We start from the raw sequence: 22,273 nt of genomic DNA on the forward strand, positions 1-22,273 counted from the left end.
TGTTTTCGGTGGTTTTCTTACAGTGGGACGTTTGTAGGACGTTACCGGAAGATACTAAAAATCCCTGCTAACAGAGCGGTTTCCTGTTCCGCGAAATGATCGCAGTTTTGCGATTATCTACCGGCCTTCTAGGGGGGGTGTGCCGGATTCAAATGCCCGTTATTGCTTTCATCCGATTAATAGGAATTCTTAGCTGAACGGATATTGACAAGCTCGGAACGATGCCTGTAGGGTGTGCGTAACCGAGCGTTACATTATGAGAGACTATGCAGCCCGGAGATATTCTCCCTCTACGTTTCGACGCCAGCTTGGTCGCGCTGTCCTTTGTCATTTCGGCATTGGGTGCGTATGTGGCGTTATTGGCTGCAGCCAGAATTCGCAATATACGCGGCCGGGTTCAGGTTGGCTACGTTGCTGTCGCGGGTATTGCGCTGGGCGGCGTGGGTATATGGAGCATGCATTTTCTCGGCATGCTCGCGCAAATCATTCCATTTGGTGTGGCCTACGGGGTTTCGCACAATTTGCTCGGTCTTGCGGTGGCGGTCGTTCTTGCCGGCGCCGCGTTGTGGTACGTGGGCGGCGCCCGGTTTTCCTTCCGCCGTTGCCTTGGGGCTGGAATCTTGGCCGGACTCGGCGTGGCGGGCATGCACTACATCGGCATGGGCTCCCTGCGCATGGATGCCTTTTTCCTCTGGGACCCAGGGCTGGTGCTGCTTTCGGTCGCGATAGCCGTCGCCGCGGCGACCGCGGCCATCTGGCTGGCCTTCAACCTCACCACCGAGGTCCAGAGGGTGCTGGCGGCCCTGGTCATGGCGGGCGCGGTGTGCGGCATGCATTACGTCGGCGCGGCAGCGGGGACCATCGTCTGTTCGACGCCTCGCCAGTTTTCCGGGTGGGAGTTGGACGGCGGCGTGTTGCCGTATGCGGTATTCCTGATTTCGGTCGTCACGCTGATCATCATGCGGATCGAGCTGCATCGCAGCTCGGAAGAGGCGCGGAGCCATGCGGCTCAGCGGGTCGACCACCTGATTTATTCGCGCCAGCGGCCGGGCGGCCGGTAATGGCCGATTCCAGAAATTCGCTTTGTTGTGGTTATTTTGGGGAGGTGATATCGCAAAACTGCTCAAAATAAAAAGGTTTATGGCTGGTTGCAGTCATGAAGGTATCTAAATTTATCAACAAAGAGGATTAGAATGAACCAGGTAATCAAGTTTCTGAAAGAAGAAGACGGCGCCACGGCTATCGAATATGGCCTGATCGCGGGTTTGATTGCTGTCGTCATTATTGGGGTTCTGACCAACCTCGGAACGGGGCTGAATGAAATGTTTGGAAAGATCGTTGCCAAGCTGCCTACTTCGGCCGCTCCGACGAACCCGTAATAGGTCGGTCACGATATACCCGGGGGGCTCGGCTCCCCGGGGTATTTTTTTCGATCAGTTATGTACGACAGCAGCCAATTCGTTCTCTTTTCTGCCTTCTGCCTGGCAGCGGTTTTTTGCGATTTCTGTTTTCGACGCATTTTCAATTGGCTGATATTGCTGGGGTTGGCAGCCCAGTGCGTGTGGTTGGGCGTCGCGAGTCCCATGTCTTCCGTTTTTGCGGGAACGTGGCCGGAGGCCGGTCTGGGGTTGTTGCTGGCTTTGGTGTTCCTGCTGCCTTTCTATGCCTTCAAGGCGATGGGGGCGGGAGACGTCAAATTTTTCGCGGTCGTGGGTTTTTGGCTGGGGGCGGCACCGTTGTTGTCCGTATGGTTGATCGGAAGTCTGCTGGCAGGCGTCCATGGCCTGGTCCATTTTTGCCATCGCAATGGCGTCGTGGGCCCATGGGTCGCGCTGCGGCTCGTTCCAGCGCAAGGGCTGGTTTCGGAGTCGCCCTTGCTGCAACGGGCAGTGGCTTGGATGGCGGCCGTGCGCGGTGGCCGCAGTGGCATTCCCTATGCGGCGTATCTCGCCATCGCCGCCTGGGTGGTCGTGCAATGGCGTTGAGGCATTGGGGATAGGCGAGGGAGCCGTGCGTAGCAACAGCGCAGTCGATGGAACGGTGGGCCTGCGCGCCAACGGGCGGCGTAGGCAGGATGGCGTCTATGCGCTCGAGTTCGCGCTTATCTTCCCGATCTTCTTCGCATTGTTCTATGGCGTCCTCAGCTTCGGACTGATTTTTACGGTGCAGCAGTCGCTGACGCTCGCCGCTGAAGACGGCGCGCGCGCCAGTCTGCGGTATTTCCTGCCGCCGGCCGCGCCTGGCGCGGCCAGCCTGGAACAGCAGCTGCTGGGGCGGCTCCAGCATGGCTGCGATGTAGCGATGGCCAGGGCCTCCTGGCTGGGCCAGGCAGGGGTGGCATCGTCCGGGCCCGCGTGCACCGCGATGGTCGAAGGCCCCTGCGTGCGTCCCGATGGAAGCGTGGATAGCTCCAGCCGCTGCACGATCCAATTGGGTGGTGCCGCCGGCGTTGCGGCGGTGGGTTGCGGGTCGGCTGCAAGCGAGCAGTGTTCCGCCATCCTGCACATAAGCTACCCCTACGGTGCCCACCCCCTCGTTCCGACGCTGCCGGGGATGGCGCTGCTGGTTCCCCGCGTATTGGCGGCAAAGACCAGCGTGACGCTCGACCCGGGTACCTTGCAGCTCGCCGCGGCGGGGGGCGGGATATGACGCGGCCCGTCGGGTTTCCTGTAGCGCGCGCCGCGCAACGCGGCATTGCCGCCCTCGAGTTCGCGCTCGTATCTGTGCTGTTCCTGATCGTCCTGTTCGGAATCATTAGCTATGGCGGGCTGTTCATCGTCCAGCAATCGCTGTCGCGTGCTGTGGAAGAAGGCGCCCGCGTAGCGTTGCAGTCGACCTTGAACGGCCAGCCTGGAAGGCTGCCTTCGCAGGCCGATGCCTGCAGTGCGGTCGCCAAGTCGGTCGACTGGCTCAACCAGCACCGGGCCGTGATGGGTCAAGGGCCGGTGCTTTGCCAGCTGTCGCCGCCGCAGGCATGTTCCTATACCGCCGGCCTGCGTTGCGCCTCTTTGGTCGTGACCTATGCCGGCTACCGGAAATACCCGCTGGTGCCCGAGATGCTGCCGCTCGGGAGCTGGCTGCAGTCTTTGTTCGGGCCGGGCACGTCGTGGATTCCCGAGGATCTCTCGGCCGCGGCCACGGTGCAGTTGGGGAAGAGTCTGCCGGGTACCTGAACGTGCCTGGCGGTGGCGTTTTTTTAAGAGTATCGAGGCAACAAGCTGATGAACAACGTGACCAAAATCGTCGCAGCCATGCTGGTGTTGTTGGCGGTGCTGCTGGGGGGCTATGCCTTTATCCTGGCAAACAAGCCGCCGCAGCAAGCCAAGCCAGTCAATGCGCCCACGCCGCTGGCCGAGAAGAAGACGCCCGTGGTTGTCGCGGACAAGCTGTTGCCCGCGGGCGTCCCGATCGAGGCCGGCGCATTGAAGGTGGTGGATTTGCCCATCGATCCGGCCGGCAGCTATCGCGACGTCGGCGCGCTCGCGGGCAAGATACCGAAGTTCGACATCGGCCCGGGGACGCCTGTTACCGAAAGCAGCCTCGTAAAGGGCCTGACCTTGCTGTTGAGTGAGGGCGAACGCGCGGTCGCGGTTCCGGTGGACGAAGTGGTGGGGACCGGCAACCGGGTCTCGCCCGGCGATTTCGTCGATGTGTTCTTCACGCTCAAGCAGGGGCAGGACGTCAACAAGACGCAGGCCCGGCTGCTGCTCTCGCGCTTGCGCGTGCTGACCTATGGCAGCGCGTCGGCCGCGGGTGACGCGCCTGCGGACGATGGTGCCACGCCCGTACGCAATAACAATCCCGCTCCGGTAGCGCGTACGGCCGTACTGGCGGTACCCACGGCCGACGTGAATCGCCTGCTGCTTGCCACGCAGAACGGCAAGCTGCAACTCGTGCTGCGCAATCCCACGGACACGACGGCCCCGGACGTGAGCCTCTTTCCGGAGCCGCCTCCGGTGCTGGCGGGCAAGAGCAGCTTGACCAAAGAGCAACGCGAGGCGCTGGAGCAGGCGGATAACCAGGCCTATGCCGGCCTGGAGCTGACGGGTTTGTCGGGAGGGGCTAGCGCCCGTCCCGCGCCGGCCGCGCGCGCTCGCCCGCGCCAGCCAGCTGCTGCGCCGCGGGCAGAAGCCAATACCGTGGAAGTCGTGCGCGGCACCAAGCGTGAAGTCGTCGGGTTTTAACGGGTAGAACCTCAATGAAGAAAAGCAATCAGGGTTTCGTGCGGCGTCTGGCACCGGTGGCCATGGCATTGACGCTGTCCTTCGCCATGCCGGCCGGCGCGGCCGAAGATGCCGGTCCGCGGCAGATATCGGTGGCCGTACGCGACCATTACCAGTTGAGCATTCCCGGCAATCTCGAGCGCGTGGCGGTCGTCGATCCGGAGGTGGCTGACGTCATCATCGAAAAGGGCCGTGGCAATCGCAGGGGGGGCGTACTGGTGGTAGGCAAGAAGCCCGGCACCACCATGGTCTCGGTCTGGGAGCGCGGCGCGGCCGCGCCGCAAGCCTATCTGGTACGGGTCACCGGCGACCTGGCCACGCTGGTCGGCGAGGGCGATGGTGCCAAGGCGCAGATCTATGGCGAGGCGTCGGTCTTGAGCGGCCAGGCACCGTCGATGCTGGCGCACCGGCGCGCGCATGCCGCAGCGAGCGACGCCGTGGGCGACGAGAATGTATTCGACGCGTCCACCATAGAAACCGGCGGCGTCGTGCAAGTAGAAGTCAAGGTCGTCGAGTTCAGCAAGCAGGTGCTCAAGGACGCGGGCTTCAATTTCTCGGCATCCAACCGCCGCGGCAGTTTCAGTTTCGGCATGGCCAGCGACATGGCGCCCGCCGGCAAGGCCTTCGATCTGACACTAGGGCTGAGCCGCGGCAATTTCCTGCTCGACACCAATCTGCGCTTGCTGGAATCCAACGGACTGGCCCGTGTGCTGGCCGAACCCACGCTGGTTGCGTTGTCCGGCCAGAGTGCCAGATTTCTGGCCGGGGGCGAGTTGCCCGTTCCTCAATCCGGCGGCCTGGGCACGACCACGGTGACCTACAAACCCTTCGGCATCGGGCTGACGCTGACGCCCACGGTGCTGGGCAAGGACCGTATCGCCCTGAAAGTCGCGCCCGAGGCAAGCGATCTGGATTGGACCAACGGCGTAGTGGTGAACAACATCCAGATCCCGGCCATCATTACGCGCCGGGCCGACACCACCGTCGAGCTCGGCGACGGCGAGAGTTTCGTCATCGGCGGCCTGGTCTCGCGTTCTACGACTTCCAACCTCGACAAACTCCCATTCCTGGGGGATCTACCTATTATCGGCACGTTTTTCCGAAGCATGAGGTATTCGCAGACCGAAAAAGAGTTGTTGATCGTCGTGACGCCCCATCTGGTCAAGCCGTTGGCCAAGGGAGTCAGCGTCCCGCTGCCGGGCGAGAACGAGAAGCGCGATACGCCGGCCAATGCGTGGGGACACTTCCTCTTGGGTATAGCGAGTAATGATGAACTGCCCGGCTTTTCGAAGTGAGGCCGTGCAAGGTATCTCCTGGAGCACCGTATGAACGCCTCGAGCAAGGAGTTGGCGAGTCTGCTGGATACCCGCCGTTTCCTGTTCTTTACCGGCGATAGCCGTGCGGCGCAGCGGCTGGCTGCCGTGCTGCGGCACGATGGCGTGGTGGTCCAGGAAGACATCGTTCCGGACCGGCTGTCGGCCCGGCTGGCAGAACTCGGTCCGCAGATGGTCTTGCTCGATTTCGGTGTGGACGACAACGAGCCGGCCAAACTGCTGCACGCCACGGATTTGGCGCGCACGCTGGCCCGCGTGGCGCCGGCGCTGCCTGTTGTGGCGGTCGGCAGCATGACCCGTCCGCAAGGCGCGGTGGCGGCCTTGCGTGCCGGTGTGCGAGATTTCATCGACCCGGATGACGAGGTCGAGGTACGCGACGTCGTCCGGCGGGTGCTGCAATCCCATGCGTCCAGCCACCCATCGAACCAGGGGCAGCTGGTGGCCTTGTTGGGCGTGCGAGCCGGACTGGGGACCACGACGCTGGCCGCACACTTGACCACGCTCGTGCAATTGCAAGGGCAGCGCGAGGGACGGCCGGGCAGTCTTCGTGGCCCAGCCGCCTTGCTCGATCTCGGCCTGCCGGTCGCCGACGGTCAGCTCTACCTGAACGTGTCCGGCAACTTCCATTTCGCCGAAGCCGTGCGTAACCTGCGCCGTTTCGACGAGACCCTGGTCAACACCGCGTTGACGCGCAGCGCCAGCGGCGTGGCGGTCATATCGCTGCCTCGCGACCTGGCCGAGATGCGGACCATTTCCCATGCCGACTCGCTGGGCCTGCTCGAGAAGCTGCGCCAGCACTTCGGTCTGTTGCTGGCTGACGTCGGTGGCTTCTCCAATCCCGATTTCGTTGCCGGCATGGTGCGCGCGGCGGACCAGACCTGGCTGGTGACCGACCAGTCCGTCGGCGCACTGGTATCGCTGGCGGACGTGTTGCGCGACCTGGACGGCAGGGATGTCGATCGCGCCCGGTTGCGCTTGGTGGTCAACCGCTATGACGAGCGCTACGGAATGACCGCCGAGCAGATCGCCCAGCGTTTCGATGTGACGTTGCTCGGCACGCTGCCTGACCGGCCTTTGGCGCTGATGAACAGCACGAACCAGGGGAGGTTGCTGCACGAGGTCGCGGATCGCGATCCCTATGTGCGGGCCGTGCAGGGATTGGTCGAGTCCCTCGCATCCTATGACCAGGCGGTGCCTCCCGGTACGACGTGGCTGTCGAGGTGGTTGCCCGGTCTGCACAAGCATCTGATGTCCCGATGAATAAGAACTTTGGCTTCGAGTGCATAAGCATGCTGCGGAGAATGCGATCATGACGGCATCAATCGAATTTGCCGACGACAGTCCGGCGTTTGCGAATACCCAGCGGTTCCAGGATGTGAAGGCGGCGGCGCATGAACACCTGCTGTCCCGCATCGAAGAGCTCGGCGCGGAATTCGGACGCTGGTCCAGGAGCGCGATCCAGCAATTCGTCGACCTGGAAGTCGATAGCTTCGTGCGGCTGCGGCGCGTGCCGATCAATGAAGCGGAGCTCAGGCTGGTTGCGGAGTCGCTGACCAAGGAATTGGCGGGATTGGGGCCGCTCGAAGACCTGCTGGCCGATCCGGCGGTCGAGGACATCCTGATCAACGGCTACGACAATGTCTTCGTCTCGCGCCGCGGCGTCCTGCAGCGCGAAACCCTGCGTTTCACCGACAACCAGCATCTGCTGCGCATCGTGCGCCGCATCCTGGCGCCCCTGGGTCGCCGGCTGGACGAGTCCAGTCCCATGGTCGATGCGCGGCTGCCCGACGGCGGCCGTCTCAACGTGGTCATCGAACCGCTGGCGGTCGACGGCCCCATGGTGTCCATCCGGAAGTTCCGCCAAGACCCGCTCAAGCCGGCCGACCTGCTCGCGCTCGGAACATTCAGCGAGGAAATCCACCGGCTGCTCAGCCTGGCCGTGCGCGAGCGTTGCAACATACTCGTGTCGGGCGGTACCAGCTCGGGCAAGACGTCGTTGCTGAACGCCCTGGCTTTTTTCATTCCCGAAACGGAGCGCGTGGTCACGGTCGAGGACACCGCCGAGCTGTCGCTGAACCACCCCCACGTCGTACGGCTGGAGTCGCGCCAGGGGGGCTTTGACGGAGCAGGGCTGATCACGATCCGCGACCTTATCCGCAACAGCCTGCGGATGCGGCCCGACCGGGTCGTGGTGGGCGAGGTGCGGGGACCGGAGGTCATGGATATGTTGCAGGCCATGAACACCGGCCATGAGGGATCAATGGCAACCATCCACGCCAACTCGCCGCGCGAGTGCCTGTACCGGATAGAGATGCTGGCCGGTTTCGCCGGCTTCCAGGGCAGCGAGGACAGCCTGCGGCGGCAAATTGCCAGTGCGCTGGATTTCATCGTCCAGATCGCGCGCCTGTCCAACGGCCGTCGCCGCATCGTCTCCATTTCGGAGGTGACCGGCATGGGCGACAACGTCATTGCTACGCAGGAGCTTTATCGCCACGAGAGCTTCGTCGGCCCCGACGGCGAGGAAAAGGACCGCTGGGTCTCGCTCGGTATTCACCCGCATACCCCCAAGCTGGCCAGGTACCGCGACCAGCTGCGGGCGGCGCAGCAACCCGAGCCGCCCGCTGGTGGCGGCTTCTGGTCCAGGGGGCGGTAATGTCAGTACAGATGTTGGTGGTGCTGTGCATTGCGCTGCTGCTGGTTGCCGCAGGTTTGTGGCTGTGGCAGAGCGCCGCCGCGCGCAGCCGCCGCCAGGCCGCCAGTGCCTTTGTCGAGGAACAGCTGAATCGTTCTTACGATGCCAGCAGCGTGGTGGCAACGGCGCAGCAGCTCTACCCGCCCGTGCGGCCGCGGGGCGTCGGCGGCCGGATGCAGAACCTGATGCTGCGCGCTGGGGTGGAGCCGGGGCCGGCCTTCTATGGGCCATGGCTGGCGGCGCTGGTGCTGTTGCCTTTGCTCGTGCTGTGGCTCGGGGGCGGGCTGGGTGCCATGGTCATGCTCGGCATGGTCGTGCTCGCGGCGTGGTTCCAGCTCTGGTGGCGGGCCGAGCGGCGCAAGCAGAGGATGGTGCGGCAACTTCCCGGTTTCATCGATGCGCTGGTTCGGCTCATCACCATAGGCAACAGCCTGGGCTCCGCTTTTCATACGGCCGTCGGATCGGTCGATGAGCCGTTGTTCGAGGTACTCGAACGCGCCAACCAATTGAACCGCGCGGGGATGGAGCTCGATGCCTCGCTGGTGCATGCGGCCAGGCTTTATCGGTTCTACGAGCTGGAGCTCGTGGCGGCGGTGATCGGCGTCGCGCTCCGTTTCGGCGGCCGCAGCGACCTGGTGCTCGAACGCATGGCGGCATTCATGCGCGACCTTCAACAGGCCCGCGAAGAACTGCATGCCTTGTCGGCCGAGGTCCGTCTGTCGGCCTGGATACTCGCGTTGCTGCCGGTATTCGTGGCCGGATTCATCGTTGTTTTCAACAACGCCATGTTCATGGGGATGTGGACCGACCCCGTGGGCCAGAAGATGCTGATCGGCGCTTTCGCGCTGCAACTGGTCGGTTCCTTCTGGCTGTATCGCATGGCCAAATCGGTTTGAGTCTATGTCCGTACAACTATTGACCGCCGTCTCGCTGGTTCTGGCCGCCGCAGCGGCTCTGCTGGTGGGCGTCGCCCTGCTGATACGCGGTTCCCGGCAAAGCCGCAGCCGACAGGTGGTGGATAGCGCGATTACCGCCCGGACCAACCCGGTCCTCGAAGATGCGCTGGCAAGCGTAGCCTCGCCCGTCCGGCAAGGGCGAGTGAGTGCCATGTTCGATACCGCCGCCGAGTTGGGGCAGAAGTGGGAGCAGGGCCGCCTGGGCGCCTACTTGCTGGAAGCCGAGGACCGGCAGTTGGTGGACCGCTGCGGATTCGCCGATCCAGGACGCGCCCGCGCGTTGTTCATCTTTGCCCGCGCCGTGCTGGCCGTGGCCGTGCCCCTTGCGGCCTGGATGCTGGGTACCGGCGGTGTGGGCGGCACGGTCGTTTCGCTGTTCGTCGGCTTTGCGCTGGGCTATATGGTGCCCAAATGGGTCTTGCGCAATCTGGCCGCATCGCGTGCGCGCAAGGCGGCCGAGGAGTTGCCGCTGCTGATCGACCTGCTTCGCCTGCTGCAAGGCGTGGGGCTGTCCATCGATCAGAGCCTGCATGTGATCGTGACCGAGTTCCGGACAGTGCTGCCCGTATTGGCCGGTGAACTGGAGATTGCCGTCAACCAGTACGCCAGGGGCCTGTCGCGGGAGCAGTCGCTGCAGCGGCTGGCCACGAGCTTTGGCAACGAGGAAATTGCCGCGGTGGCGCGCTTGATCGTACAGGTGGACCGGCACGGTGGCGCGGTACAAGAGCCGCTCAAGCAGTTCTCCGAACGCGTGCGCGAGCAACGCCGCATGGAGCTCAAGGAGCGCATCGGCAAGCTGACGGTAAAGATGACCGGCGTGATGGTCATTACCTTGCTGCCTGCGCTCATCATCGTCACTGGAGGGGCGGGGTTCCTGGCCGTCTTCCGGGGACTCGCGCGTATGGGGGGCTGAAGGTGGATTCGATGATGTATCGCGGAGCCGTGCGCTTCGCCGGATTGGCGGGATGGCTGTTGCTGGCCGCAGGCTGCAGCTCCACGCCGGCTCCCGGCGGCTATGGCATGTCCGCGCCGAGGTTCAGCGACGAGGCGATCCTGCGGCAGCAAGTCGCCAACCAAGAGCCCGCGGCCGACAGCCGCGGCATGTATCTGTCGTTGATACGCGAGATGCAGAACAAGGGTTTGTATTTCGCTTCCCTGGCCCATATCGATGCCTTCGAACAGCGGCATGGCGTTGCGCCGGATATCGAGTTGTTGCGCGGGCACGCGCTGCGGGAAGCGGGGCAGGACGAGCAAAGTGCGGCCGTGTACCGCAAGCTGCTGAAGACGGAAGTGGGAGCGGGGGCGGCGCAAGGGCTCGGCTTGCTCGCCGGCGCACGCGGCGATTACGGCGCCGCGGTGAAGTCGCTGCGGGAAGCGGCGCGGCTGGATCCCACCAACGCCTTGATTGCCAGCGATCTCGGCTATGCCCTGCTGCGCCAGGGAGACACCGCGGGGGCGCGCTTGCCGCTCGCGCAGGCAGCCGAGCTGGCTCCCGACCATCCCAAGATCCTGGCCAACCTCGCCCTGCTGATGCTGGTGTCCGGCGACTCGGAACGGGCAGGGACGGTCATGACCAAGGCAGGCTTGTCGACCGATGCCCGGGCCGCGGTGCGCAAGTTGGCCTATGAAATCGCGCGTCAACAACCTTCGTCCGCCGCGGGCGGCGTAGTCCGGCAGATGCCGGCTCCCATGGCGCAGCAAGCCCGGTCACGGCCCGATAGCGCTCCGGTCCTGCCGCCGATGCAGGCTCCCATGCAGTCGATGCTCGACCGGTTCAGTTCGAACTCTCCCTGAGGCCCGGCGCGCTGCCGGGCCCGTTCAACGATGACGAATACAAGTGGAATCAAGGCGATCATGAAACCTACCAGCCATATCCCGCACAAAGCGTCCTTCCCGCGGCGCACACGCCTGCCGCTGTTGCTGGCGGTACTGCTGGGCGCCTCGCTCGCGCATGCACAGAACAATGCGCCGGTGACCGGTTCGATGCTGCAGGAAACGCCCGAGCAGCGGGCCAGGATGGAGGCCGTGCGCCAGGCCGAGGCACAGGAACGGGCGCGCCGGGCCGCCGAGCGGGAGGCCGCGCAACGCGCCTTGGAGCAACGGGCGGCACAAGAACGGGCGGCCCAGCAGCGGGCCGCGGGCCAGGCACAGCAACCGGCCGCGCCCGCCTCGGCGCCCCGGTCGTCCGTGGTGCGGCAGGTGCCCGGATCTTCGGGTAGTACGGCCGCGGCCGCGCAGCCCGTGCCGGCCGCGCGACCCCAGTCCGTGCAGTCGCCCGACCAACGGGTGACCACCGTGGTCGCGCAGCCCCCGGCACCCCAGCCCGCGCGGGCCCAGGCCCAGGCCCCGGTCGTATCGGCCCCGGTCCGGCAGATGGCCGCCCCGGCGGTGTCGTCGCCCCGGCGCCGGCCTGCCGGCGCAGTCACCCAGGACGTCCTGAGCATGCAAAGGGAAGGCCGCCATGCGGGGCAGGCGCTGCCCATGCTAGGCGCCACCGCTGTTCCGAGTTGGCAGCGCTACGTCGAGAGCTTCTCCCACCCCATCCCCGAGTTCTACGAAACCACGTCGCAGCCGAAGCAATAGGCAGAGTGCGCTCATGACACGTCATCGTCGTTCCTCCCCGTTCGTTTCCGACTCCCGGCCGCCGTTGGCGAACCAGAGGGGGTCGGTGCTGATCGCGGCCGCGGCGGCGATGCTGGTATCGGTAATCCTGCTGGCTTCGGCCGACCTGGGCTACCTGTTTTATATGAAGCGCGAGTTCCAGAAGACCGCGGACCTGGCCGCATTGGCCGGGGCGCAGCAACTGGAGCGCGACAGCTGCGCGGCCGCGGCAGCGGCGGCAGTGGGCAATGCCAACCTCAACCTGCAGCGCTACGGCTTGACCATGGATCCCTCGCCGGCGCCCGCGTGCGGCCGCTGGGATCCCAATCCCGATCCGGCCAAGAATACGGTGCTCGCCATGGAGCCTCCCACCGAATCCTACGGCGGCTCCGGAGGGCAGAAATACTTCGGGACGCCCCGCGGTACCGTCGGCTTCAACGCAGTCAAGGTCGTCATTACGCAATCGGCCCCGCCATTGCTGCCGTTCTTTGGCGAGCGCAAGATCCACGTCGAGGCGATTGCGACGCGCGAAGCGTCGGTGGCGTCCTTCACGGTCGGGTCGCGGCTGGTGCGGCTGTATCCGGGCAGCCTGCTGTACAACCTGCTCGAGACGGTCGGGGTGGCTCCGTCGCAGCTCGACGTGCTGAGCTCGGCCGGGCTGGCCAATGTCAGCCTGACGCCGGCGGGTTTGTTGAAGGCACTCGGCCTGCCTGCCACCGCCATCCTCGATGTCGGTACGCCTAACGAAGCCGCGGCGCTCAAGAATCTCAAGCTGGGCGAACTGCTCCAAGCCATGATCGATGTGTTGAGCCTGGACCAGGTGGCAGGGGTGCAAGTCGCTGCGCTGCAGGCCTTGCACGCCGAGCTGCGGGCCATTTCGTCGAACAGCCCGCTGGATCTTCCCGTGCGCCTGTTCGGCACGGCTACCGAGCCGGGCGTGTTCGCGCACATCACCACCCCGAGCCCGCTTTCCGCCCTCAATGCCACGGTGAACGTCCTGGACCTGCTTGGTACGTCGATCAGCGTGGCCAATGGCGACAACCTGATCAGCATTCCCGATTTGAACGTGGCTGGCCTGGTGCGCGGCAAGATCCGTATCGTTGAGCCGCCGACCATCGCCATCGGCGGCATCGGTACGACCGCCAACAGTGCGCAGATACGCGTCTATTTGCGCGTGGGCACGACGTCCGTTCCGCTGGTCGGCGGTTTGTTGAACCAGCTCGGGACGGTGGTCGACCTGCCCATCATTCTGGAGGTCGCCCAATCCACCGGCACGCTGCAGGACATGTGCTCCCCCTCGCTGCAGGAACGGGAGGCCCGGCTGTCGGTGCAGTCATCGGTAGCCAACTTGTGCCTGGGCAGCTTCCCCAATATGGGAACACCCCAGACGGACGATTTCTTCTCGGCGACCAACGCCTGCACATCCCTGGTGGGACGCCACAAGGTATTGGACGTCCTGGGACTGCTGCCCGTGCGCGCGCAGGTCAACGCGCCGCTGCTGCCCTCGGGCACGTCCGAGGTGGTGGCGACGGCGCCGGTCCCCCCGGCCGAGCCCGAAGTCATCACGGTTACGCCTGACGACAATATCGACCTGACGCAGCTGGGCCATACCGTTGCCAGCGCGATCGGCAACGGCTTGCTGGGCGACGTACTCGGCGCACCGGGCGCAAGCGGCGTGTCCGGTGCGAGCGACCCAGCCACCAAGACCGAGATGGCGTACCGCTTGCTAGGCGGCGCGCCCAGCCCGGGCTTTGCGGGACGATCGCTGACCGAGATCAATGCCGAACTGACCTGGTCTGGACAGGCCTTGCAGGACTTCGCCAATACGTGGTCCAGCGGTGCCGTGCTGACCGGCCTGCTTCAATTGGTGGGCAAGCTGCTGGGTACGGTGGGCGCGGTGCTGGGCGACGTCGTGGTGGGCGTATGCGGGATAGCCGGCGGAAGTGCTCTCTACCAATGCAAGCTGCCTTTCGTCATCAGCATGATCAACGGGGACTCGGCGGTGACGGCCATCCTCGGCATGGTGGTCCAGATTCTTTCGCCCTTGCTCGACGCGCTCAGTTCGCTGCTGCAAGGTTTGCTTAACAACGTCCTGGGTCTGGGACTGGGAGAAACCGACTTGTCGCTGCTCTCGGTCGATTGCGGCAATGCCAGGTTGGTCTACTAAGAGGCGAAAGGGATGAGATGCTGCATTTTGTTGTACTTGAGCGATAGCCCATGAAACTCCGGTCAACTCCAACTACCGAACTCGACGTGTACGTTTGGGAAGGCAAGTCGGATATCGCCGACCGCGTGGCGAAAGCACTTGCCAACTTCGACGTCGATGTCATCCGCGCCGACAACATCTCGGTATCGCGCGACATCGCGAGCGTGCGAACCTCGGTCGCTGTCATTTCGGTCACCGTCATCGACCGGCCCAGTTTCAGCTTGAGCGATTGGCAGGCCGGCCACGGCATGCCCGTGGTCTGGGTGGCGGCCGAGGCGCGGAATTGCGATCCCCGTGTCTATCCGCCCGAATATTCGAATATCCTGACCGCGGACTTCACCGCGGCGGAATTGCGCGCATTGGTATTCAAGGTGGCCGGCGTGGTGCGCGAGCAGACCGGGCGGGCCAAGGCCGCCGAACCGCTGATTGCCACGTCGGCCTGCATGCGCGTATTCCTGTCGGAAGTCGCGGCCTTTGCCGACTGCGATTCGACCGTACTGATCCGCGGCGAGACGGGTGTGGGAAAGGAGCGCGTGGCGCGCCTGTTGCACGAGGGCCATCACCGCTACGGCAAGGGTCCCTTCGTGGCGGTCAACTGCGGCGCCATTCCGGACGGCTTGTTCGAATCGCATTTCTTCGGCCACGCCAAAGGGGCGTTCACCGGAGCGACGTTCGCGCACAAGGGATATTTCGAGCAGGCCCACGAGGGCACCTTGTTCCTGGACGAGATCGGCGATCTGCCGCTCTACCAGCAGGTCAAGCTGCTGCGGGTCCTGGAGCAAAGCGCGGTCACCCGGCTGGGTTCGGCGGCCGAGATCCCGGTCGATTTCCGGCTGGTGGCCGCCACCAACCGCGACTTGCGCGAGCTGGTGCGGCAGGAACTGTTCCGGGCCGATCTCTACTATCGCCTCGCGGTAATCGAACTGCAGGTCCCGAACCTCGAAGCGCGCGGGGCGGTGGACAAGGTCGCGATCTTCAAGGCGCTGCTCGGACAGATCTTGCCGCAGCAGCAAGATGAAATTCCCGAATGGCTGGAGTCGCTGGTGGCGCGGACCCGTTTCCCGGGCAATGTGCGAGAGTTGCGCAATGTGGCCGAGCGGGTCGGCGTGACGGTCCGGCAGTTCCGGGCCTGGGACCGCGAGCGTATCGGCCGCATTTTCGCCTCGCTCGCCGACGGAATCGTGCCCGCCAACGAGCGCAGTCCCCAGGAAGCTGCGGAACGCAACCGTATTATCTGCGCACTCGATGCCCATGGCTGGCGGCGTCAGGACACCGCTAATTACCTGGGCATCAGCCGCAAAGTGCTGTGGGAAAAAATGCGCAAGTACCAGATAGTCGGCCAGGAGGCGGAGATTGCGGGAGACCTCGATTGACCGGCCGAAAAAAGCCCATGAACACGGACCTTTCTTTAAAATCTGACGCGCCTTGTTACGGCCAAGGCCAACGAACTTACATGACCAAGGAAGCTGGAATGAAAATCAGGACACGCAGAATGTTCCAAGAAGTGGGGTTTGGGCTGCTGCTTTCCGCGGTGTCGCTCGGAGCATCTGCCCAGGTGGTCCAGAATACGACCGCCAAGCCGGATGCCGTGGCGCCCGCCGCGCAGAGCGGTCCCGCCGATAGCGGCCAGACGGCTTCTGCCAACAGCACCATGGCGGAGCTGCAGCAGCTGATACAGAACCGCGCCTTGAACGAGCTGCGTACCACCTACAACGGCAACTATGGGGCGAGCCTGCTCTTCAAGGCGGACGATCTCACCTATTACGTCGCGCTGTTCCAGCAGAAGAACTTCTGGCGCGTGCTCAAGACGACCTCCGAAAGCCAGGCCGAACAAACCTACAAGGCTTTCGTCGAACAGACGGTGCAACTGGCCGATGTCGACATCCGCCGTATCAAGCTGGATGCCGAGCGCGCCGTGACGGAAAAGCTCATCAGCGCCAATGAGACGCGGCTTACCGCCTTGCAGAATGACCTGACCATGCAGCGGCAGCAGGAACAGCAGGTGCAGGCGCGGCAGGAGCAGGCCCGCCAGGAGGCCGCTGCGCTGGCCAACGAGCGCCAGGCGGCCCGCGAACAGCTCAACGCCCTGCAGCGCCAGATCCGCATGCTGGAAGAGCAGCAGGCCAAGCTGGAGAACGCCGGCGTGGGCGCCGATACCAAGCGCGGCCGCTGACGGACGGTTTGATTCACAGCCCCGTGGACTGGGCCGTCCCGACAGCATTGCTGCGCTGGCGGCGCCGGCGGGGCCGCGTAGGGGGCTCGCGCAGCGAGCGGTGTGGGCGGGAAACGGGGTGTTGCGCGTCGATTTGCGCAGGAAAAAAAGTGTCGCTATAATTTCACTTCTTTGCAGCGCCCGTAGCTCAGTTGGATAGAGTACTTGGCTACGAACCAAGGGGTCGTGGGTTCGAATCCTGCCGGGCGCGCCAGATGTGCAAGGGGTTAGCGAATGCTATTCGCTAACCCCTTTTTATATTGCGCGGCTTCCTGCGCAATTTCTTCTAGACGCAACGCGCCGACGCATAAATACCCTTCATCGCGTATCGGGCGTCCGGCTTTTTTCGGTGCCCGCGCCTCGCCGGTTGTCCGGCTGGGCCGGCTTATCCGGGCCTGCCGTGCTTGGGTTATTGGCCGCCGGGTCCTTGCCGCCGCGCCCGGCTCCCTCCGGTACGCCCGTGCGCATGCCGCCGGTCTGGGCGCCTGATGGCAGTTCCTGCGCACCTTTCTGTTCGGCCCCGCGGTCGTGGGTATCGCCGTGGCCTTGGGTAGGCTTGGCGGCATCGATCGCCTTGTCGGTCCGGCTCTCGCCGGCGCCGGCGAGCGGCGCCGCCAGGGACAAGGCCGTAGCCAGAAGAATGGGATAAGTCGCTTTCATGATGCCTCCGTGGTCTGGTCGCACCATCCAGCAACCCTCGTGCCCGCCCGGCAGGATCGGCAAGGGACAGAGGCAGTCTGCACAACCCAAGCCAGTTTCGTAAAACTGATACAGGCCCGCGTCGTGCCGGCGGGTACACTGACGGAGTCGAAACGCGATGCGCGGGGTATCTCGGTCCCTGCGATGAATCATGCCACTCGCCTCGAAACATAAATATAAATGGGTTGGAGGACTTGCCGCGTTCGTTGTCGCGGCACCATTGGCGGCCCAGCCGGCCGCTACGCTGAAGCCCGGCACGATGGAAGCTCGCATGGCGGCCTGTACCGGCTGCCACGGCACGCAGGGCCGTGCCGGCCCTGACGGCTATTACCCGCGTATCGCCGGCAAGCCGGCAGACTACCTTTACAACCAGCTGGTCTATTTCCGGGCCGGCCGGCGGCAGTACCGCCCCATGCAGCATCTGCTGGAGAACATGTCGGACGATTACCTGCGGCAGATCGCCGTCTGGTTTTCCAACCAGCATCCTCCCTATCCCGAACCGCGCCAGTCGGGCTTGCCGGGCACTACGCTGGAGCGCGGCAGGCAACTGGTCATGCAGGGCGATCCCGGCCGGGGACTGCCGGCCTGCGCGGCCTGCCACGGGGCGAAGCTGACCGGCGTGATGCCCGCGGTGCCGGCCCTGGTAGGACTGCCGCACGACTACATCAGCTCGCAATTCGGTGCGTGGGCCAACGGGCTGCGCAAGGCGATCGAACCCGATTGCATGGCCGACATCGCTCGCCGCATGCGCCCCGAGGACGTCAGCGCCGTAGCAGGCTGGCTGTCTTCCCAGCCCGTGCGCGATGCCACGCCGGCTCCCAGCCTCCCTGAGCCGCCGCCGCTGGAATGCGGCAGTCAGGTCAATGCGGGAGGGCGGCCATGAACCGGCGCCCAGGCCGCATGGCTTTCCGCCCGTATTCACCGGAACGCGGTTTCCTGACAAGGCAAGCTTTTTTCGGGCTTCTGCTCGCCATGCTGATCGCCGGGGCCGGGATCGTATTCTGGCTCGGATACCGCGACCACGGCACCCAGGCGCCGGAAGGGGCCGGCCCGCCCATCGATGCCGCACAATTGATCGAGCGGGGCCGGTATCTCGCACGCGTGGGCAATTGCATGGGGTGCCACACCGAGGCCGGTGGCAAGCCTTATGCCGGAGGCCGGGCGCTGGCGACGCCGTTCGGGACGTTCTACGGCCCCAACCTCACGCCCGACCCCGAGCACGGCCTGGGCAAGTGGAGCGCCGATGATTTCTGGCGCGCTTTGCACCGCGGCAAGGCGCCGGATGGCAGCCTGCTGTATCCCGCGTTTCCTTATCCCAGCTATCGCCATGTATCGCGCCAGGATGCCGACGCGTTGTTCGCCTACCTGCGCTCGTTGCCGGCCATTGCCAGTCCGGACCGGCCCCACGACCTGGCCTTCCCCTACGACCAGCGCTGGCTGGTGGCTGTATGGCGGGCCTTCTATTTCCGCCCCGGACCGCAGGAGACGCCGGCCGAAGGCACGTCCGACGCCTGGCTGAGAGGCCGTTACCTGGTCCAGGGCCTGGCCCACTGCGCGGAATGCCATACGCCGCGCAACCGGCTCGGCGCGCTGGTCGATAGCGCGACACTGGCCGGATCGCTGATAGAAGGCCAGTCCTGGTATGCGCCGCCGTTGACCGGCGACCGTGCCACCGGCCTGGGCGAGTGGACGCAGCAGGACATCGTCGACTTGCTCAAGACCGGCATCGCACGCCGTTCTCACGCGGCAGGTCCCATGGCCGAGGCCATCCGGCAGGGTTTCCAGTACGCAGACGACGCCGACTTGAATGCCATGGCGGTTTATCTGAAATCGCTGCCGCCGGTCGGCACCGATACGGCTGCCGTCGCAGCCGCAGCTGCCCCCGCGGTGAGGGAAGCCGGCCGCAAGCTCTATGGACAGCATTGCGCGCAGTGCCACGGCGAAAATGGCCAAGGGCAGCCCCCTGCCTGGCCGCCCTTGGCAGGCAATATCTCGGTGATGGCGGCGTCCCCGGACAACGCCATCCATATGGTGTTGTCCGGCGGCTTCGCGCCGGCTACGGCGGGCAATCCGCAGCCGCACGGCATGCCTCCTTTCGGGCAGGCCATGGGCGACGAGGATGTGGCAGCCGTGGTGTCCTATATCCGCCAGAGTTGGGGCAATCAGGCGAGCGCGGTCAGCCTGCCGGAAGTTCGCCGGGTGCGCCGGGCGGCGCGCTAGCCGGCTACGCGGTCTGACGCCGCCGGCCTAGGGTGGCGTCGAACGCGGCGGCGTTGCGCATGCCCTGGTCCTCGAAATTGGTGTTGAACAAGACGTGGACCCGGGCTGCGGCCTGCGTCAGCCGCCGCACCATTTCCGCAATCTGCTCCAGTTCCGCGGGCGTGTATTCGTAGATGAAGCGCCCGGACGAGGCGGCGATGCCGCGCCGATTCCAGGCGGCATGATTGCGGCCATGCAGGCGCACGACGGCGAGGTCGTCCCGGGTGGCTGCCCAGACGGCCGGTACGCTGTTGACGTGGCCACCGGGGCTGTCCACCACGGTATGCGCGGCGCCGAGTTCGCGCAGCATATCCAGGGTACCCGGCCGGGCCCGGCCGTCGAGCCAGCTGCGGTGGCGGAATTCCACGGCGTGGGCTTGCTCATCCATGCGCTGCGCGCATTCGCGGACCAGGGCCCGGCCAGCGGTGTCATTGCGTACCCGCGGCGCATATTGGAAGTGGACGGCCGCCAGCTGTCCGCTCTGGCGCAGCGGTTCCACGCCTTGCAGGAAGCGGCTCCAAAGTTCGTCGCGCAAGTCCCCGGGCAGGGTGGCATAGTCGACGACCCGTATGGCAGGATCCAGTTCCGTGGCCAGGTCGGCCGGCAGCGCATCGACCGGCGTCAAGTGCCCGGTGAACAGCCGGAATGCCTTGAGATGGAAGACGAAATCGGCAGGCGTGCGTTGCGTCCACAGATGCGCGATGCGGGCCGAGGGCAGGCGGTAGTAGCTGCTGTCGACCTCGACCAGCGGAAAGCGGGAGGCGTAGAACCGGAGCCGGTCTTCCGCGCTTCGGACCGAGGGAGGGTAGAAACGGCCGCAGGCCAGCAAGGTGGGGTCGGTCCAGGACGACGTGCCGACGCGCACAGTCATGGGGGGGAATCCACAAGAGACGTTTTATACTGGATGAATATACAGTTTCCCGTCGCCACATGTCACATCCGCCCGATACGCCGGCCCAGGATCCTTGGGCCGACCTGAATCCCCGCCAGCGCGAGGCCGTCGAGTACGGCATCGGCACGCACGCCGAGCAGGCCGGTCCGCTGCTGGTCATCGCCGGCGCCGGTTCGGGCAAGACCAGCACGCTGGCCCACCGCGTGGCGAACCTGATCCTCAAGGGTGCCGATCCCAACCGGCTCCTGCTGCTGACTTTCTCGCGGCGTGCCGCGGCCGAGATGGAGCGTCGCGCCGGCCGCGTGCTGCAAGCCGTCATGGGGCTGTCCGGTTCCCAGCCGCCGGCGCTTCCCTGGGCCGGAACCTTCCATGCGGTGGGCGCGCGGCTGCTGCGCGACTACGCTCCCCGCATAGGCTTGGCCGAGTCGTTCACGATCCACGACCGCGGCGATGCCGAGGATCTGATGGGTTTCGTCCGGCACGAGTTGGGATTCTCGGGCACCAAATCGCGATTTCCGTTGAAAGGCACTTGCCTGGCGATCTACTCGCGCGCGGTCAACAGCCAGGCGCCGCTGGAAACCGTGCTGGCCCGGCATTTCCCGTGGTGCGCGCAATGGGAGCCGCAGCTCAAGACCCTGTTCGGCGCCTATGTGGAGGCCAAGCAGGACCAGCACGCGCTCGACTACGACGACTTGCTGCTCTATTGGGCGGAAATGATGAAAGAGCCCGCCATTGCGCAGGAACTGGGCGCGGCCTTCGACCATGTGCTGGTCGACGAATACCAGGATACCAACCGCCTGCAGGCCGAGATCCTGCTCGCGATGAAGCCCGACGGCCGCGGGGTGACCGTGGTCGGCGACGATGCGCAATCCATCTATTCGTTCCGGGCGGCGACGGTGCGCAACATTCTCGATTTTCCCTCGCAGTTTTCGCGGCCTGCTCACGTCGTGACCCTGGACCGCAACTACCGCTCGACGCAGCCCATCCTCGACGCTTCCAACGCGGTGATCGAGGAAGCGCCCGAGCGCTATGCGAAGCGGCTCTGGACCGACCGCGCGTCGGCGCAGCGGCCGCAACTGGTCTACGTGAGCGATGAACCGGGGCAGGCGCGCTGGGTGGCCGACCAGATCCTCGCCCAGCGCGAGGCGGGCGTACGCCTGATGGCCCAGGCGGTGTTGTTCCGTTCGGCCAGCCACAGCGCGGCGCTGGAGCTCGAGCTCGCGCGGCGCAATATTCCCTTCGTTAAGTTCGGCGGCCTCAAATTCCTCGAAGCCGCGCATGTGAAGGACGTGCTTGCCGTCCTGCGTTGGGCGGCCAATCCGCTCAGCCGGTTATCGGGTTTCCGTGTTGCCCAGTTGATGCCGGGCATAGGACCGGCAACGGCCGGGCGCGTGCTCGACGCCATGGCGCAATCCGAGCGCCCGGCCGGTGCACTGGCCGGTTTCGCGCCGCCCGCGGCCGCCGCCGAAGACTGGAAGGCCTTCGTCGAGGCCTACCAGGCCTTGAATGATCCGGGACTCGCCTGGCCGGCGCACGTCGACCTCGCGCTGCGCTGGTATGCCCCGCACCTGCAGCGGCTGTACGACGATGCCGCCGTCCGCCGCGCCGACCTGGAGCAACTGGCGCGCATTGCCGGCACCTTTGCTTCGCGCGAACAATTCCTTACCGAGCTGACGCTGGACCCGCCCGACGCCACCAGCGCGCAATCCGGCCCGCCGCTGCTGGACGAGGACTACCTCATCCTGTCCACCATCCATTCCGCCAAGGGGCAGGAGTGGAAGGCCGTATACGTGCTGAACGTGGTCGATGGCTGCATCCCGTCCGACATGAGTACCGGCGACGCCGATGAGATCGAAGAAGAGCGGCGTCTGCTGTACGTGGCGATGACGCGCGCCAAGGAAGACCTGCAACTGGTCGTGCCGCAGCGTTTCTATGTCCACCAGCAGAGCGGGATGGGCGATCGCCATGTCTATGGCACGCGCACCCGGTTCATTCCCGAGCACCTGCTGCCTTTGTTCGAGGTCCTTCCCAAGGCCAGGCAGGGCACCGCTTCGGCTGCGCCGGCCGCGGCCCCCGCCGTGCGCATCGATATTGCGGGCCGTATGCGCAACGCCTGGCGCTAGCGGCGGTTTTCCCGCCCCAGATGCTTGACGCAAAAATATTTTAAGTATGAAATAATAACCAGTGCACCAGGCGGGA

21 protein-coding genes and 1 tRNA gene are annotated in these 22,273 nt (G+C 65.1%); 20 read left to right on the forward strand and 2 right to left on the reverse strand.

From position 1 onward, the window contains the following. Window positions 1-266 precede the first annotated feature (266 nt). The 17 genes from QHC78_RS18745 to QHC78_RS18825 all read left to right on the forward strand — a co-directional run bounded on the left by QHC78_RS18745 (window position 267) and on the right by QHC78_RS18825 (window position 16,438). Window positions 267-1,061: an MHYT domain-containing protein gene (locus QHC78_RS18745; RefSeq protein WP_319747278.1), complete on the forward strand. Its 795-nt coding sequence runs from the start codon at window positions 267-269 to the stop codon at window positions 1,059-1,061. Between the two features lie 132 nt (window positions 1,062-1,193). Further along, window positions 1,194-1,379, forward strand: coding sequence for a Flp family type IVb pilin (locus tag QHC78_RS18750; RefSeq protein ID WP_319747279.1), 186 nt, complete (start codon window positions 1,194-1,196; stop codon window positions 1,377-1,379). Between the two features lie 60 nt (window positions 1,380-1,439). Then, window positions 1,440-1,985 (forward strand): A24 family peptidase, encoded by a 546-nt coding sequence (locus QHC78_RS18755; protein ID WP_319747281.1) that lies wholly within the window; start codon window positions 1,440-1,442, stop codon window positions 1,983-1,985. 25 nt (window positions 1,986-2,010) lie between these two features. Further along, on the forward strand, window positions 2,011-2,649 hold the full coding sequence (locus QHC78_RS18760) for a TadE/TadG family type IV pilus assembly protein (RefSeq protein WP_319747283.1): 639 nt from the start codon (window positions 2,011-2,013) through the stop codon (window positions 2,647-2,649). After that, on the forward strand, window positions 2,646-3,173 hold the full coding sequence (locus tag QHC78_RS18765) for a TadE/TadG family type IV pilus assembly protein (RefSeq protein WP_319747285.1): 528 nt from the start codon (window positions 2,646-2,648) through the stop codon (window positions 3,171-3,173). The genes QHC78_RS18760 and QHC78_RS18765 overlap by 4 nt, the downstream gene beginning before the upstream one ends. Window positions 3,174-3,221: 48 nt before the next feature. After that, complete coding sequence (gene cpaB, locus QHC78_RS18770; protein ID WP_319747287.1) at window positions 3,222-4,184, forward strand: Flp pilus assembly protein CpaB; 963 nt, start codon at window positions 3,222-3,224, stop codon at window positions 4,182-4,184. Window positions 4,185-4,198: 14 nt separating this feature from the next. Next, window positions 4,199-5,518, forward strand: a complete 1,320-nt coding sequence (locus tag QHC78_RS18775) for a type II and III secretion system protein family protein (RefSeq protein WP_319747289.1) — start codon at window positions 4,199-4,201, stop codon at window positions 5,516-5,518. 30 nt (window positions 5,519-5,548) lie between these two features. Then, on the forward strand, window positions 5,549-6,817 hold the full coding sequence (locus tag QHC78_RS18780) for a pilus assembly protein CpaE (RefSeq protein WP_319747291.1): 1,269 nt from the start codon (window positions 5,549-5,551) through the stop codon (window positions 6,815-6,817). A gap of 49 nt (window positions 6,818-6,866) precedes the next feature. Next, the gene (locus tag QHC78_RS18785) at window positions 6,867-8,210 is read left to right on the forward strand and encodes a TadA family conjugal transfer-associated ATPase (RefSeq protein ID WP_319747293.1); all 1,344 of its coding nucleotides are present in this window, start codon (window positions 6,867-6,869) and stop codon (window positions 8,208-8,210) included. Next, window positions 8,210-9,145 (forward strand): type II secretion system F family protein, encoded by a 936-nt coding sequence (locus tag QHC78_RS18790; RefSeq protein WP_319747295.1) that lies wholly within the window; start codon window positions 8,210-8,212, stop codon window positions 9,143-9,145. The genes QHC78_RS18785 and QHC78_RS18790 overlap by 1 nt, the downstream gene beginning before the upstream one ends. Window positions 9,146-9,149: 4 nt before the next feature. Then, on the forward strand, window positions 9,150-10,118 hold the full coding sequence (locus QHC78_RS18795) for a type II secretion system F family protein (RefSeq protein WP_319747297.1): 969 nt from the start codon (window positions 9,150-9,152) through the stop codon (window positions 10,116-10,118). A gap of 11 nt (window positions 10,119-10,129) precedes the next feature. Continuing rightward, on the forward strand, window positions 10,130-10,999 hold the full coding sequence (locus QHC78_RS18800; protein WP_319747299.1) for a tetratricopeptide repeat protein: 870 nt from the start codon (window positions 10,130-10,132) through the stop codon (window positions 10,997-10,999). Window positions 11,000-11,059: 60 nt separating this feature from the next. Then, the gene (locus QHC78_RS18805; RefSeq protein WP_319747301.1) at window positions 11,060-11,788 is read left to right on the forward strand and encodes a DUF3613 domain-containing protein; all 729 of its coding nucleotides are present in this window, start codon (window positions 11,060-11,062) and stop codon (window positions 11,786-11,788) included. 13 nt (window positions 11,789-11,801) lie between these two features. After that, window positions 11,802-13,973, forward strand: coding sequence for a TadG family pilus assembly protein (locus QHC78_RS18810; protein ID WP_319747303.1), 2,172 nt, complete (start codon window positions 11,802-11,804; stop codon window positions 13,971-13,973). Between the two features lie 50 nt (window positions 13,974-14,023). Next, window positions 14,024-15,385, forward strand: a complete 1,362-nt coding sequence (locus QHC78_RS18815; RefSeq protein ID WP_319747304.1) for a sigma-54 dependent transcriptional regulator — start codon at window positions 14,024-14,026, stop codon at window positions 15,383-15,385. Window positions 15,386-15,504: 119 nt separating this feature from the next. Further along, window positions 15,505-16,185, forward strand: coding sequence for a DUF2968 domain-containing protein (locus tag QHC78_RS18820; protein ID WP_319747307.1), 681 nt, complete (start codon window positions 15,505-15,507; stop codon window positions 16,183-16,185). Window positions 16,186-16,361: 176 nt separating this feature from the next. Then, window positions 16,362-16,438, forward strand: a tRNA-Arg gene (locus QHC78_RS18825). 104 nt (window positions 16,439-16,542) lie between these two features. Here the strand turns inward: QHC78_RS18825 and QHC78_RS18830 are convergent. Next, on the reverse strand, window positions 16,543-16,884 hold the full coding sequence (locus tag QHC78_RS18830; protein WP_319747309.1) for a hypothetical protein: 342 nt from the start codon (window positions 16,882-16,884) through the stop codon (window positions 16,543-16,545). 310 nt (window positions 16,885-17,194) lie between these two features. On the opposite strand from QHC78_RS18830, the gene QHC78_RS18835 reads away from it, so the two are divergent. Together QHC78_RS18835 and QHC78_RS18840 are read left to right on the forward strand one after the other, a co-directional pair. Then, complete coding sequence (locus QHC78_RS18835) at window positions 17,195-17,806, forward strand: c-type cytochrome (protein ID WP_319747310.1); 612 nt, start codon at window positions 17,195-17,197, stop codon at window positions 17,804-17,806. A gap of 17 nt (window positions 17,807-17,823) precedes the next feature. Further along, entirely contained in the window at window positions 17,824-19,143 is a 1,320-nt protein-coding gene (locus tag QHC78_RS18840; protein ID WP_319747407.1) for a cytochrome c, read from the forward strand. Between the two features lie 4 nt (window positions 19,144-19,147). Here QHC78_RS18840 and QHC78_RS18845 read toward each other — a convergent pair whose 3' ends face one another. After that, on the reverse strand, window positions 19,148-20,053 hold the full coding sequence (locus QHC78_RS18845; RefSeq protein ID WP_319747312.1) for a DUF72 domain-containing protein: 906 nt from the start codon (window positions 20,051-20,053) through the stop codon (window positions 19,148-19,150). A 59-nt stretch (window positions 20,054-20,112) separates the two neighbouring features. Between QHC78_RS18845 and QHC78_RS18850 the strand changes: the two genes are divergently transcribed. Further along, the gene (locus QHC78_RS18850) at window positions 20,113-22,197 is read left to right on the forward strand and encodes an ATP-dependent helicase (protein WP_319747314.1); all 2,085 of its coding nucleotides are present in this window, start codon (window positions 20,113-20,115) and stop codon (window positions 22,195-22,197) included. The last annotated feature ends 76 nt before the right edge of the window (window positions 22,198-22,273 follow it).

Source organism: Pigmentiphaga sp., assembly GCF_033795525.1.
Taxonomy (GTDB): Bacteria; Pseudomonadota; Gammaproteobacteria; order Burkholderiales; family Burkholderiaceae_B; genus Pigmentiphaga.